At 72.0% G+C, this 14,179-nt stretch carries 9 protein-coding genes; 3 read left to right on the forward strand and 6 right to left on the reverse strand.

The window, feature by feature from the left end; genetic code table 11:
• Positions 1-3 precede the first annotated feature (3 nt).
• Both V1258_RS05445 and V1258_RS05450 read right to left on the reverse strand, forming a co-directional pair.
• On the reverse strand, positions 4-2,871 hold the full coding sequence (locus V1258_RS05445) for a heparinase II/III domain-containing protein (RefSeq protein WP_329748713.1): 2,868 nt from the start codon (positions 2,869-2,871) through the stop codon (positions 4-6).
• 1 nt (position 2,872) lies between these two features.
• A complete protein-coding gene (locus V1258_RS05450) occupies positions 2,873-4,333 on the reverse strand; it encodes a glycosyltransferase (RefSeq protein WP_329748714.1) in 1,461 nt (486 codons plus the stop codon).
• A 96-nt stretch (positions 4,334-4,429) separates the two neighbouring features.
• Here V1258_RS05450 and V1258_RS05455 point away from each other — a divergent pair, with 96 nt between their 5' ends.
• The gene (locus tag V1258_RS05455; protein WP_329748715.1) at positions 4,430-5,485 is read left to right on the forward strand and encodes a hypothetical protein; all 1,056 of its coding nucleotides are present in this window, start codon (positions 4,430-4,432) and stop codon (positions 5,483-5,485) included.
• Between the two features lie 48 nt (positions 5,486-5,533).
• Here the strand turns inward: V1258_RS05455 and V1258_RS05460 are convergent, their stop codons facing one another.
• The 3 genes from V1258_RS05460 to V1258_RS05470 all read right to left on the reverse strand — a co-directional run bounded on the left by V1258_RS05460 (position 5,534) and on the right by V1258_RS05470 (position 8,922).
• Positions 5,534-7,183: a sensor histidine kinase gene (locus V1258_RS05460; protein WP_329748716.1), complete on the reverse strand. Its 1,650-nt coding sequence runs from the start codon at positions 7,181-7,183 to the stop codon at positions 5,534-5,536.
• 117 nt (positions 7,184-7,300) lie between these two features.
• Positions 7,301-7,633, reverse strand: a complete 333-nt coding sequence (locus tag V1258_RS05465; protein WP_329748717.1) for a hypothetical protein — start codon at positions 7,631-7,633, stop codon at positions 7,301-7,303.
• Complete coding sequence (locus V1258_RS05470; protein WP_329748718.1) at positions 7,630-8,922, reverse strand: ATP/GTP-binding protein; 1,293 nt, start codon at positions 8,920-8,922, stop codon at positions 7,630-7,632. The genes V1258_RS05465 and V1258_RS05470 overlap by 4 nt, the downstream gene beginning before the upstream one ends.
• Before the next feature lie 229 nt (positions 8,923-9,151).
• Between V1258_RS05470 and V1258_RS05475 the strand changes: the two genes are divergently transcribed.
• On the forward strand, positions 9,152-9,568 hold the full coding sequence (locus V1258_RS05475) for a response regulator transcription factor (RefSeq protein ID WP_329748719.1): 417 nt from the start codon (positions 9,152-9,154) through the stop codon (positions 9,566-9,568).
• A gap of 44 nt (positions 9,569-9,612) precedes the next feature.
• On the opposite strand, the gene V1258_RS05480 is transcribed toward V1258_RS05475, so the two are convergent.
• Complete coding sequence (locus V1258_RS05480; protein WP_329748720.1) at positions 9,613-12,396, reverse strand: glycosyltransferase family 2 protein; 2,784 nt, start codon at positions 12,394-12,396, stop codon at positions 9,613-9,615.
• A gap of 166 nt (positions 12,397-12,562) precedes the next feature.
• Between V1258_RS05480 and V1258_RS05485 the strand changes: the two genes are divergently transcribed.
• Positions 12,563-14,128, forward strand: coding sequence for a chitinase (locus tag V1258_RS05485; RefSeq protein ID WP_329748721.1), 1,566 nt, complete (start codon positions 12,563-12,565; stop codon positions 14,126-14,128).
• Positions 14,129-14,179: the final 51 nt, after the last annotated feature.

Consider the following 14,179-nt stretch of genomic DNA (forward strand, 5'->3'; position numbering starts at 1 on the left):
CGGTCAGAGCGAGGCGTACACCGCGCCGAGGAACCGGCGGTAGGTCTCGTTGTCCGCCGCCCGGTGCCCGGGCCCCAGATCCACCGTGGTGGTGCGGAGCGCGTCGCCCTGTCCCGCCTCCCGGTACAGCTCCCGCAGCGGGCCCTCGTGGCGGGTGACGTGCACGGCGTCACCGCTGTTGGAGAGTAGCTCCACGCGCGGATACGCCCCCTGGGTGCGGAAGGCATGGAGGACGCTCAGCCGGGCGGGATCCGCCCCGTCGGCCGCGGCGTCGGGCAGACCGAGCGCGGGGGCGACCGCGGCATCGACCAGGCGCCGTGAGTAGTGCCGCAGATCCGTCTGCGGGCTCATCGCGGCGACCACCGCGCCTGGGATCAGAGCACCCAGCTGCAGCGCGGCGAAGCCGCCGCCCGAGCTGCCCGTTAGCACAACCCGCTCGGCTCCGAGCGCCGCGGCCGTGGTCCGCACCATCTCCGCCATCGCGGGGATCAGCGGGGCGTTCTCGGTGCCGAGATACCAGGCGAGGCGCACGGAGTCCGCGAGGTCGAGCGTCGGATCCGCGAACGCGATCGTCGGTCCGGCGTCCAGCTCGAGCTGAAAGCGCCAGCGCTGGAAGATCGGCAGCCGGTGGCGCGCCCGGTCGATCGCTCCGTGCAGCAGGACCGTGAGCACACGCCCGGGCGCCGGATGCAGCGCCATCGGCAGCACCAGCGGTCCCACCGCGAGCGTGTGGATCGCGGCGGTCTCCGGCCGGGTCCCGAGGCTGAACCGGTCGCCGTGATGCCGGACGGGCAGGGGGTAGAACGTGGGCCGCCAGGAGTCGTTCCTCTCCCAGTTCACGAGCGCCGTGCGATGCGACTGGACCTTCCGCGGATTCACGCGGCCGCGGATCGTGCCCCGCAGATCCGCGACAGCGGCCGTGATCCCGAGGTCGACATCGCCGACGAGGCCGCGGGATCGGCCCGCATCGAGCAGATCCCGAGCGAGCCGCAGCCGCTCCTCGGTCCGTGCCTCCGCGGTGGCGTTGCCGTCGGCCGCTGCGGCCCAGGCCGCCGCCCGTGCCCCCGCGATCAGGTCGAAGACCTCGCGCCGGCTGCCGGGATCCAGCGCGTGCGGTCGGCCGCTCGCGGTGGCCGCGACGACCGGGCGCGCCGCCCCCTCGGTGCCGTGCTCGTCCTCGGAGTCCTGCGGGAAGTGCACCGTCTCGTTGCCCACGTGGATCATCTCGGTGACCCGCCCCGTGGTGACCTCGAGGCGGAAGCCGCGCTCCTCCGTCGGCACCGCCCGGATGCTCGGCGCGGTCCCCTCACCGGTCGCCAGCACGGTGATGAAGCGGATGTTCTCCCCGCGCTTCGAGGCCGTGACCGCGGTGGCGGGGACCTTCTTCTTCCAGCCGGTCGAGACCCAGCCGTCGAACGGGTCCTCGCTGCCGGTGACCTGCGAGAGCTCCGTGTACGTGCCGGAGAACGCGAGCACCGCCCGCCGGCCCCCGTGGGACAGGTCCACCCGGTGCCGGCCCAGCACGGAGGTGACCCCGGGGCCGAGCTGCCACCGTTGGTGCGCGGTCACCGGGAGCGGGGCGACGACGTGGTCGACGACCACGAGGTAGTCCCCGGACTGGGAGTAGATGACGCGGCGCGTGAGGGCGATGTCCTCGAAGCTGTCGTCCCGGAACAGCAGGTCGTACGCGTTCTCGGTGCGAGTGGAGCGGAGCAGCTCGACCGTCGCGCCTTTCCGGGGCGTCGCATCGACGATCGAGACCAGGCTGTGCGCGGCGCGGGAGAGCATGTGACGGCGCGCGATGCTCCGCCCGTACTGGAACTTGCCGGGGTCGACGATCCAGTTGACGGTGTCCGCCGAGTAGGTGAGGGATCCGCCGTCGGGGTGGCCGTGCACGCGATCAGCGCGGCCGAACGACACCGAGAAGAACGTCTCCTCGTCGTAGTTCCGCTCCGTCTCGCCCCAGCCGCTGCGCGCGAAGACATAGCCCTGGTCGTAGATCTTCAGGAGGTCCGCCGGGGGCTCACCCTCGGCCCCGCCGGAGGAGACGTAGTCTGTGACCGGGGCGCCGACGCGCCGGGGGCTGCCGCCGTCGGTGTCGCCGATCCCCACGAACGTGCCGTCGGGACGCGTGGCGTGGGCGATCCCCTCAGGGGCGAGGGCGTGGCGTGCCGCGGCTGGCGGGCGTGCGAAGCCCTCCGCGTCGAACCGCTTGAGGGCCCGCTCGTACCAGAGGTAGTTGTTGTAGTGGTAGGCGACCGCGCCCTCGGCGTTCATCCCCTGCTCGTCGTACTGCGCGGCAAGCAGCTCGTCGAAGCGGGAGCGGGCGAGCTCCGCGATCTGCTCGTCACTGAGGATCCGGCCGCAGACGAATAGCGCCTCGTGCTGGTGGAGAGCGTGGTTGGAGTGGCCCAGGTTCGCGGGATCTGCGAGATGCTCCGCGTGGTCGCGGATGGTCTCCTCGAGCCAGTCGAGATCCTCCGGGCTGCGGTCGCGCAGCAGCGGCGCGGCGAGGCACAGCTGGATCGCGCGGATGCCGTCGACCATGTCGCTCCACACCCACTCATGCGCGGGGGCGCTGCGCGGGTTGCTGTGCACCCAGTCCCGGGCCCAGCGGAGCCACAGGGCGAAGGCGGCGTCGTCCCCGGCCCGGGCGGCCCGACGCAGCGGATCCAGCCACCGCAGCATGTGGAACTGGCTGCGCCAGTTCACGTCGCCGAACGGATCGGCCGCCCAGTCGATCGTCTCGGGCAGGCGCCATGCCGGGTGCGGCGACATCACCAGTTCGCCGCCGAGCAGCCGCGCCACCGCCTCCCGGTTGACGGAGGAGCCGAAGGTCTGCCGGTCCGCGACCGCGAAGTCCAGGGCCATGTCAGGCGAGCGCTTCCTCGTAGACCGTCTCAACCCGCTCCGCGAGCTGCCGCCAGTCCCGTTCCGCGACCACCCACTCGCGCGACTGGGCACCCAGCAGCGCGCGCAGCTCCGGCTCCCCCAGCAACCGCTCGATCTGCGCCGTCAGCGACGCGGCGCTGCCCTTCTCGTGCAGCAGCCCGTTCATCCCGGGGGTGACGATCTCCGCGAGGGCGGCGACGTCGGAGGCGACCACGGCCTTGCCCATCGCCATCGCCTCGAAGGGCTTGAGCGGGGAGACCATCTCGGTCACCGGCAGCGGGAGCCGCGGGAACGGGGTTACGTCGATGATCGAGTAGTAGCGCTCGACCTCCTCATGGGGGACCCGGCCGGTGAAGGTGACGACTTCGCCCAGGTCCTGCGCGGCGGCGCTCGCCTGCAGCTCCTCGAGCTTCGCGCCGTCGCCGATGATCAACACGTGGAAGTCGTCGCGGCTCGCGCGGAGCGACGCGGCGGTCTCGAGCAGCAGGTCCAGGCCCTCATAGTCCACGACGGTGCCGACGTAGCCGATCACCGTCTTCCCGGTGACGCCGAGGCGGGCGGCGAGCTCCTCGTCGCGGGGGAGCGGGGTGAAGCGCTCGGTGTCCACGCCGTTGGGGACCACGGTGATCTTCTCGGCGTCGACGCCGCGCTCGACCAGTTCGGCCTTGAGCGCCTCGGTGATCGCGATGACCCGGGTCGCGGCGCGGGCAGTGTCCGCCTCCATCCGGGCGAGGTACCGGTACTGGTCGCTGCGGCCCCACTCGGGGTCGCGGGAGGCGCGGGTGACCTCCCACAGGCCGCGCACCTCGTAGACCGACGGGATGCCCAGGATGTTCCCGGCCTTCACCGCGGCGAGCCCGTTCCAGTGGTTCGAGGCGCCGTGCAGGATCGCCGGCCGCTCCGCGCGGGCGAGCGGGAGCAGGGCGTCGACGTACCGCTCGGTGTAGTCGAACATCGGGTTCTTCTTCTCGATCTGCCGCCCGGTGAGCAGGTGGTGGTAGTCCACCTCGCCCACCACCTCGCGCGCGGGCAGGTCAGGGACGTCCGCCATCTTCGGCATGTCGTACGGGTAGCCGAGCCGGGTCACGCCGTCCACGTCCCAGCCGGCCCGGTTCAGCTCGGTGAGCAGGCCATGGGTGCGGGTCGCGTAGCCGCCCGAGTGGTACGGCAGCGCGTTGTGCAGGAAGTAGAGGACGTGCCGCGGGACCGGCGCGTACTCGGTGTTCTCGCGCACCTCGGGGAAGGGGAAGCCGTCCCGGGCGAGGTCCGAGTTCCGCACCGCGGGGGCGGGGGCCGCGCCGACGGCGGAGGTGGTGGCGGTCGATCGCGAGGGGCGGGCCCGCCGTGTCTCGGTCCGGCTCCACCACAGACGCAGCTGCTCCATGCCTCCGTGCCGGAAGTGCCACAGGGCCTTGCGCAGGGTCGAGAGCGGGGACGGCATGGGACCTCCGGGCCGGGGACGCGAACTCCCACATAGTAGGCGCAGAGCCGAGAGATACCCTGCTCGTGGCCGCCGCCCCACCTGCGAAGGACCGCGATGCCCGCCCCCTCTCCGGACGCCCCGCCGCGCCGTCGCCTCCCCGCGACCCTCCTCGGCGCGCTGCTGGCCCTCGCCCTCGTGGGGGTGCTCGCAGTGGTGGCCCTCGAGCGGCCGGACGGCGACGCCCCGGCGTCGGCGCCCACCACCCGCACCACGGCGACGGAGACCCCGCCGCCCGTCCCCGAGCCGCCGGTCTCCACGATCGACCGCACCACGCTGACGGTTCCCGAGGAGGCGCGGATCGCCGAGCACACCTTCTGGGGTCGCGCGGGGGAGTCGTACCTGGTCACACTCGATGTGGTGAGCGAGAAGCCCGCCGACTCCGAGGGCTGGGCGATGTACCTCGGCGTGCTGGTCAGCTGCAGCCCCGACGCCGGCGCGGCCGGCGACTACCGCGGCGGCACCCAGAACCTCCGCACCGGCGAGCAGACCACGTACCGCAACCAGCTGCTCCTCTCCCCGTCGGCCGACGGGGCGATCACCTGCGACGTGAAGCTCTCCGCGCCCTACGACGACGTCGCCTCCGCCGGCACCGCCTTCGAGGTCGAGGCGAGCTGGCGCGCCGACCCCGTGGACGGCTCCGCCGCCGAGGCCCCGACGGACGACCTCCCCCGCACCCTCGCCCCCGGCACCGAGGACACCATCCTGAGCACCTCCGTGGACCTCACCGCCGAGGACGACGACGCCCTCCGCGGCCTCACCACCCTCCACCTCACCGCCTGCACCGTGGTGAACGGGTCGCGCGAGGAGGGGCAGTCTTGGTGCCGCGAGGGCGCTCTCGACGAGGCCGGTTCGACCGCGACCCTCACCGCCCGCCTTGAGCTGCTCGCGGCCGACGGCACCGTGTGCGAGGAGCTCGCCGCGACGGCGACGGACCCCGACCACATCGACCTGCTGCGCCACCACCGTCTGCTCTCCGCCGACCTCGAGGCGATCGTCCCCGCCGAGCACTGCGGCACCACCGCGCGGCTGCGCGTCGACCTCCGCAACGACGGACCCGCCCCGCTCGTCGTCCACCGCGCGAACAGCTCCGCGCTGCTCGTCGGCTCCTGAACCGCGGCGCAGCCTGCCCGCTCCTGACCCGTCGGCTCGCGACCCGCCCTACTCCGCCGCGAGGCGGATCCAGAAGGTCGAGCCCTCCCCGGGCTGGGAGCGCACGCTGATCTGCCCGTTATGGGAGACGACGATCCGCCGCGTGAGCGAAAGGCCGATGCCGTGACCGGGGATGTCGCTGTTGCGGGCGGTCTCGGTGCGGTAGAAGTCGGTGAACAGGTTGGTCTGCTCCTGCGCGGTCATGCCGATCCCGGTGTCGGTGACCCGCAGCTCCGCGTGCCCCTCGAGCATCTCGGTGGCGACCGTGACGGTGCCGCCGCGGCGCGTGTACTTCACGGCGTTGGAGAGCAGGTTGTCGACCGCCTGCCGCATGCGAGCGGCGTCGAGGGGCCGCTCCGCGGTCTCGCGCAGCTCGCGCACCAGGGTGATCCCCGCCTCCTGCGCGCGCAGCGCGAAGGCGTCGGCGGACTCGGCGGCGATGTCGGAGAGGCGGGCGGGCCGTAGCACCAGCTTCTCCGCGCCGGAGCGGCTCACCTGGTCCTGCAGCAGGTCCTCCACGATCACCAGCAGCTGCTCCGCGTTGCGCTGCGCGACCTGCAGGTAGCTCGCCGTCTCCTTGGACAGGTCCAGGTCGTCCCGGCTCAGCTCCAGATAGCCGATCACCGAGGTCAGCGGGGTGCGCAGCTCATGGGACACCGAGGCGACGAACTGCTCCTGCGAGCGGACCATCTCGAGGTACGAGGTGACGTCGGAGAACACCACCACCGCCCCGGCGCGTTCGCCGTTCCGGTCCAGGATCTGCCGCGCCGAGGCGGAGAAGGCGGTGCCGTCCTCTCCGAGCGGCCCCATCGCCACCAGGTAGTTGCTGAAGGACTCCTGCAGCACCGCCCGGCGCACCGGCCGCTCTTCCGCCGGGATCGGCAGGGCGGTGCCCGGGTAGCGCAGCAGCAGCTCCGCTTCGTTCGGGTCGGGGTTGTCCGGCGGGATGGCGAGGGCGTGGATCCGTCGCTGCCGGGCGTTCATGAGGACGTCGTGGCCGTCGGCGTCAACGACCACGATGCCCACGTCCACGGTGTCCAGGATGCTCTGCAGCAGCTGCGCGGACGCGTCGATCTCGTCGATCACCGTCTCCCGCTCCGCAACGGTCTCCTGCAGTCGCTCGTTGCGCCGATCCAGCAGGCCCAGCGCCCCCTCGGTGAGCAGACCGATCTGCAGCACGGTGAGGGGCAACAGCAGCGCGTGCGCGAGGATCATCGAGTCCAGCTCCCCGCCGCGCACCAGGGAGGGCACCGTAATCGCCAGGGTGACCGCGACGAGCGAGATGAGCACACCCGTGCGGCGCAGCCGGCCGGACAGCCACATCACCGGGATCAGCGCGAGCAGCGAGGCGGACATCGACACGTCGCGCATCAGGTCCCGGATCAGAGCGACCCCGGCGATGTCCAGCAGCGGGATCAGCGCCGCCCAGGCCAGCGGACGACTGTCCCAGCGCACCGTGAGGGCCAGCACCGTGGTCACCGCGATCAGTCCCAGCGCCGCGAGGAACTGCGGCTGCACCACCATCTCCAGGGCCGACATGGCCACCAGCAGCGTGTACCCGAGCACCAGCCCCGCGAAGTACAGCTGCTTCGGCCCGGTTCCGGAGGTGGGCGCGACGACGGCCGCCAGCGGCGCGGTGGGGTGAGGTCGATCGGCCACGACGTGCTTCCTTCTCAGCGGGCGGGGACTCGGGGGAAGCGTCCGGACCGGCACATTATCGGCCTGTCCGGGGAGCGGGGTGAGTCCTCCGGGGCGATGAATGCCGCTCACATCACATCATGTGGGGGAGGGGTGATACCAGATCGCCCTGTACTCCTCCCCGACCAGGGGCCACAGCCGCTCCCGGGCGTCCTCGAGGCTGTCGAGCCCGTCGGCGTCCGGCCCGTCGGCCACGAACTCGTGGGGGATCGGCCGACCGGACCGGTCGCTGCGGCCCTCGGGGTCGAGGAGGCGGAGGGTGATCATGCCGCCTTCGCGGCGGAAACCCTCCGCGGCGTCGCCGAGCGCGGCGAGCGCCGGGCTGTAGGTGCGCAGCGGATCGCCGGGGAAGGTGCAGCGCAGGATCCGGAACCCCCAGGTGCGACCGCGGGTGGCCCAGAGCAGACTCATCGCGGGCTCCGCACCAGCGTGCCGTCCCGCTCGCCCCGCTCGAGGTCGAGCAGGAAGCCGGTGAGCACCTCGGAGAGGCGGTCCTTCCGCGCCATCGCCCGACGGTTCGCCGCGACCAGATCGTCCCCGACGAGGTCCAGCAGCTGCACGACAGCCCCCGCGGAGACCGCGACCGAGGCGCCCTTCAGCGCCGCCTTGAGCGGCGCCGGCAGCGGGGCACGGGCCGCCACGCCGAGGCCGGTCGCGAGGACCGGCAGCACGGCCTTCACCCCGTCGGCGCCGCTGAGCAGGTCATCGACCACCCTGCGCGGCATCTCCAGCGTGCGCGCCCAGCGCAGGTGCCGCTGCATCGGCAACATGGCCGCGACCGGGAGCAGCAGGTCCAGGCCCACCCGGGTGCTCACGTCGATCGTGCCCGGCTCGAAGCGGGCGGAGGACAGCCGCAGGAAGTCCTCGCCCACGGCGAGGGCGTCCCCGGCCTTCACGAAGCTGCGCAGGGTCTCGCGCAGCAGCCCCAGCTCGTCGGCCGCCTTCTCGATCACCAGCTCCTGGAAGTCGCGGGTGCTCATCTCCGGCAGCAGATCCGCCTTCGACAGCGCGAGCATCCAGATCCGCGGCGCGTCCACGAGCGGCTCCCCCTTCGGGAGGATCTCGGTGCGCAGGCTGAGCAGACCGTTCTGGATCCCGGTGAACAGGGGGCGGAGGTAGCGCTCCTCCTCGCCGCGGTGCTCGAGCAGCCGCTGCCCGTCGATGAGCAGCACCGCCACATCGGAGACCAGCAGGGAGCGGAAGGTCGCGATGCGGCGGGCGGCCTCCTCGGGGCCGCTCACGTCCTGCTCGAACCATTCGCCCGGGTAGTCGTGCCACACGATCCGGGCCAGCGGCGTCCCGGCCGGGGCGCTCTTGCCGGGCTTCGGCGGCTTGGCCGGCTTGGGCGCCTTGGCGGACGGGGACGACTCGGGCGTCATCGGGGAGGCGGGGCCGGGGCTCCCGGCTGCGGGCTGCGCCGTGCCGTCGGCGTCGAGCCCCGGCCGCAGCCGCAGGGAGAAGGCGTAGCTGCTCGCGTCGAAGCGGGTGGCGGCGGGCAGCTGCGTGGCCCGCTTCATCCCGTAGTAGTTCTTCAGCAGCCGCTGCCCCTGCCCGATGTCGTCCGCGACCACGTGGAAGGGGCTGGCGGACTGGAACGCCGCCTCCTGGTACGCGCCGTAGAACGAGGAGAGCAGGACCGTCTTGCCGCTGCCCGACTCGCCGAAGACCGCGATGTGCTGTTCCCTGAGGGGTTTCGCCATGCTCGCGAGTGTAGGGGCGGGTGCCGACGACTCCCCGCCTATCGACTGTCCCGGCCTCCTGGGAAGTGACACTTTCGTGTTACCCGTAAGTACCCCGAATCGGATGTGTCGGACATCTCTGTGTGGGTGTGAAGAGGGGCCCATCGGCCCCTGGGCGGGGACGAATATGGACAGTAGTCTGGCCCGGCGAGCGTGCGGAGAGACCGCGCGCACGGCGTGAGGAGGCCTCGTGAGAACCGCACTGGTGGTCGAGGACGATGACGACATCCGCATGCTCCTGCGGGTCATCCTCACGCAGGACGACTACAGCGTGACGGTCGTGGAGAACGGTCAGGCGGGCATCGATGCCGCCCTCTCGCTCCGCCCCGACCTCTGCGTCGTGGACGTGGGCCTGCCCGACATGGAGGGCTACCAGGTCGTCACCGAGCTGACCGGCATCGTCGCCGGCCACATCGTGATGCTCTCCGCCCGCTCCACCGAGGACGACGCCCGCAAGGGGCTCGAGGCCGGCGCCGACGACTACCTCACCAAGCCCTTCCGCCCCCGCATGCTCCGCGAGCAGCTGCAGGCGATCGTCGCCCGCCCCGCCCGCGCCGCCGCGGAGTCGGATGTCCCGGCCGTCGACGCGGAGTCCGAGGCCAGCTGAGCTCAGCAGAGGCCAGCTGAGCCCGGCTGAGCCCGGCCGGGAGCTCAGCTCCCGTCGGCCGCCCGCGCCTCCTCGGCCGCATGCCGGCCGTGCCCGGCGGACTCCTCGCGGAAGAACTCCGCGCGCATCGCGCGCACCGTCGCCTCGCCCACCTCGACCAGCTCGGCCAGCGGCTGCCGCGCCGCCGCCGGGCCCTCCGTCTCCGCCTCCACGAGCAGGTGATCGGCCGCGCTCTCCAGCCGATCGGCACCGATCATCATCGCGGAGACGCGCACCGAGCCGACCGCATCCCGGATCGCCGGGAGATCCTCGGCGACGACCGCCTCGCGGAGGTTGTGCAGCCGCTTCGGCCACATGGACACGAAGGCCGCCGCGAACTCGACGGCGATGTCCTCCACGCCCTCCAGCTCCGATCCCAGCTCCGTGATCTCGGCGCTGCGCACCAGCGGCGCCGCGCCCGGCGTCGAGGCGTAGCGGTGGATCGGCCGGTCCCAGGTGCGGGAGCGGCTCGAGGCCCGGCGCTGACGCTCCAGGTGCGCGGTGGGCCGCGGCATGTCCGGGGTGCCGTCGCCGTGGTAGAGCAGCGCCCGCCAGTCCAGCTCCGGCTCCGGTGCGGCACCCGCCTCCGCCCGCTGCCCGCGCGCTGGACGCTTGCGCACGGGGACGAACATCCAGTCGACCAGGCCCAGCACCACGTCGACGACCGAGTTCCGGATGCCGATGTAGGAGATGATCGCGAGCAGGCACAGCGTCGCGTTCAGGGTCGCGAAGGCGGCATTGCCCCAGTTCTGGGCGTTCACGTCGCGGTAGATCGTCACCGCCGAGAACACCACGATCGCCCACGGCACCAGAATGTAGAGGGCCGGGGCAGCGGTCCGGTCGGCGACCTTCGGGGTGCGGGCGAAGGGGATCTTCTCCCCGGAGAGCATCTGTTGCAGCGACTTCAGCACGCCCGCGAGGTTCACCGCGAGCAGCACCAGGTTGAAGCCGTAGATCCGGAAGATGTCGCTGAAGCGGTAGCCGGAGTAGCGCAGATCCGCTCCCATGCAGCAGAAGTACGGCACCGCGGCGAGGAACACCCACACGCTCAGCAGCCGTGAGTCGTACGGGTAGGCCAGCAGGAACAGCAGGCCGAAGCTGGCCCAGGTGATCGAGGCCATGTAGTTCGTGCGCAGCAGCACCTCGCGCAGCAGCACCGGCTCCCGGCGTCGGCGCCGCTCCGCGACGAGCGAGGCGAGCTTGGGCCAGATGATCAGGCCGCCGTTCGCCCAGCGCCGCCGCTGCACCACGAGCGAGCCGAAGTCCGGCGGGGTCGCCGAGTAACTGAGCCGCTCCGGGTAGTTCTCGAGCGTCCAGCCGTGCGCGCCGATGTCGATCGAGGACTCGGTGTCCTCGATGACCGTGCGGTCCTGGATGTAGGTGGTGATCGGGAAGCCGCCCACGGTCTCGGTGTGCGCGATGTCCTCGAGCGCCTCGGTGCGGATCACCGCGTTCGCCCCCACCCAGAACGTCGCCCCGTAGTACGTCATGCCCTGGTGCTGGATGTGCTGGATGTCCGTGGTCGCCCCGGCCAGCCGCTCGATCCGGGTCGGCGCCCCGCGGTACGAGGAGTACGGGGTCTGGGTGACCGCGACCCGCTCGTTGCCGGGCTGCTCGAGAAACTCCACCAGGCGCAGGCAGTAGTCGCGCAGCAGCATCGAGTCCGCGTCGAGGGTGAGCAGGTACTGGCTCGGTGGGACCGAGAGGGCCACCTCGTCGCCGGGCTCCGCGGGGCGCAGCGCCGGCCCGTCGGCCGTGTCCTCCTGCCGCCAGTCCCGGCCGATCAGCGAGATGTACGAGTTGACGTTCATCGCCTTGTTCGCCTCGTGGGAGAGGGAGGCGTAGGCCTTCCGCTCGAAGGAGGTGACCTCCGCGGTGAAGATCCGCACCAGCCGGTCGTACAGCTGGCCCAGCCGCTCGCGGCTCGGCGACTCCCCCTGGGCGGCGGCGGTGCGCAGCGCGAGCTCGGTGATCCCGAGGTCCGCGGCGAGGCCCCGCAGCACCTCGTCCACGAAGAAGTTGTCGGTGTGGTCCTCGATCCGCTCCGCGGCGGCCATCTCCTCGAGCCACTGCGCGGCGTACTGGTACTGCTCCGCCAGGCGGGCTGCCTCCGCGGGGCCGTCGGTCCGCTCGGGGTCCTCCCGCTCGGCGAAGGCCGCAGCGGCCTGGGCGAGGCGCTGGCGCGGCTCCTGCAGCGCCGCCTCGATCTCGGGGCCCAGCAGGCGGGTCGCCTCGAGGGAGGCGATCCGCTCGGGCGCCGTGGGGTGGGGCGGGTCGTCCACCAGCAGCACCACCCGCAGCCGCGGGAACTCCTGCAGCGCCGCGGACCACAGCGTCTTGCGGACCACGCCCACCTCCTCCACGTAGGAGGGGATGAGTACCGTGACCAGCTTGTCGTAGCCGTCGCTGAAGTGGCGGTCGAGCTCCTCCCGCGGCGTGCGCAGATGATCCCGGAAGCGGTACAGCGCTCCCTGCCGCGCGAGCATGTACATGAGCGCCGAGAAGGTCAGGAAGGTGACGGTGACCAGGTAGGAGACCAGCTCGAGGGTGAGTCGCAGGTCGAAGTCGTCGTTCTCCACCAGCTGGCGCAGCACCGTGGTGATCACGTAGATCGCCCAGCACATCACCGTGGCCAGGATCGCGAGCCGGCCCAGCGTGATCGTGGACGAGCGCGGGCGGCGGTGCAGGATCGGCAGCGGCCGGGTGGACCTCTCGGCGCCCCACTGGTGGGCGCGGACGCGGGCCGGGGCCTCTTCCGCCTGCACGGACTGGTCCTGAAGCGCGGTCATGGCACTCCTCGGGTCGATCGCCGCCGTCCGGGGCGCTCGCGCACGCGCGCGTAGAACCGAGAACCGCAGGAAGATGAGAGCGCTGGACGCGCCCGGTGCGCTGCTGCGCTGTCGCTACTATAGGCATCTGTCCGACTTGGACGAATTCGTGTCGGATGGAGGCGAGATGAGCAGTCGTTTCGAGGGGCGTCGGCTGTCGGTTCCGCGACTGGTCGCGGTGCTGGTGGTGTTCGCCGTGGTGATCACTGCGGGGTGGATCTTCGTGCGGAACGAGCGCGACGCGGCGCAGGCCCGATCCCACGGCTCGCCCTGGTTCGCCGGCTACGTCGACGTCACCGCGACCCCCACCTACGCCTTCGAGGCGGAGACCGGCGAGGGCAGCGAGTCGGCCGTCCTCTCCTTCATCGTCGCCGCGGACCCGCAGAGCTGCACCCCCACCTGGGGCACCGCCTACACCCTCGACCAGGCCGGCACCGATCTCGATCTCGACCGCCGCATCGAGCGGCTGCGCGATCAGGACCGGGACGTGGTGGTCAGCTTCGGCGGCCTGCTCAACACCGAGCTGGGCGATGCCTGCACCGATGTGCAGCAGCTCGCCGCCGCCTACGAGCAGGTCATCGACCGCTACACGCTCACCACCATCGACCTCGACCTCGAGGGCGAGGCGCTCAAAGACCCCGTGGCGATGGCCCGCCGCGCCGAGGCCGTCGCCCAGCTGCAGACCGAGAAGCGGGCCGACGGCGAGGAGCTCGCCGTCTGGCTGACCCTCCCGATCGCCACCACCGGCCTCACCGAGGACGGCACGAACACGGTCGCCGCCTTCCTCGACGCGGGCGTGGACCTCGCCGGCATCAACGCCATGACCATGAACCTCGATGCTGAGGACGATCTCGCCGCGGCGGCCGAGGAGTCCCTCACCTCCCTGCACCGGCAGCTCGGCATCCTCTACGACGCGGCCGGCATGCATCAGGGCCCCGCCTCGCTGTGGACCAAGATCGGGGCGACCCCGATGATCGGCCAGAACGACCTCCCGCAGGACGTCCTCACCCTCGACGACGCCCGCCGCCTCAACGCCTTCGCGCGCGAGAACGGGGTGGGCCGGATGTCGATGTGGTCGATGAACCGCGACCGCACCTGCGGTGCGAACTACCCGGACACGAGCGTCGTCTCCGATTCGTGCAGCGGTGTGGACCAGGGCGACGCGAGCTACGCCGAGCTCCTCTCCGCCGGGTTCACGGGCACCCCCGACGACTCCGCCGCCGCCCGCACCCGCGAGGAGGCCGCGGAGGAGGTGGTCGAAGACGACCCGGAGACCAGCCCCTATCCGGTATGGAACGAGGACTCGCCCTACACCGCGGGCTCCAAGGTGGTGTGGCACGGCAACGTCTACATCGCGAAGTGGTGGAACCAGGGCGAGGCCCCGGACAACCCCGTGCTGCAGGACTTCGAGGCCCCGTGGACCCTCGTGGGCCCGGTGATGCCGGGCGAGACCCCCGCCCCGAAGGTCGAGATCCCCGCGGGCACCGCCCCCGCGTGGGACGGCCAGACCGTCTACGAGGCGGGGTCGATGGTCCTCTTCGACGGGACCCTCTACATCGCCCGCTGGTGGACCCAGGGCGACAGCCCCGAGGGCGCCTACGCCAACGCCGACTCCTCGCCGTGGCGGGCCCTGGACCAGGACGAGGTGCGCACGGTGCTCGACGGCGGCTCGCCGTCCGACGGCGGAGCCTGAGAGGCGGCGGAGGAGCTGCCAGCCGCTGGGCATCGGACATGCCGGCGGGCC

Origin of the sequence: Brachybacterium sp. J153 (assembly GCF_036311905.1) — a bacterium.
In the GTDB taxonomy this organism is placed as follows: domain Bacteria; phylum Actinomycetota; class Actinomycetes; order Actinomycetales; family Dermabacteraceae; genus Brachybacterium.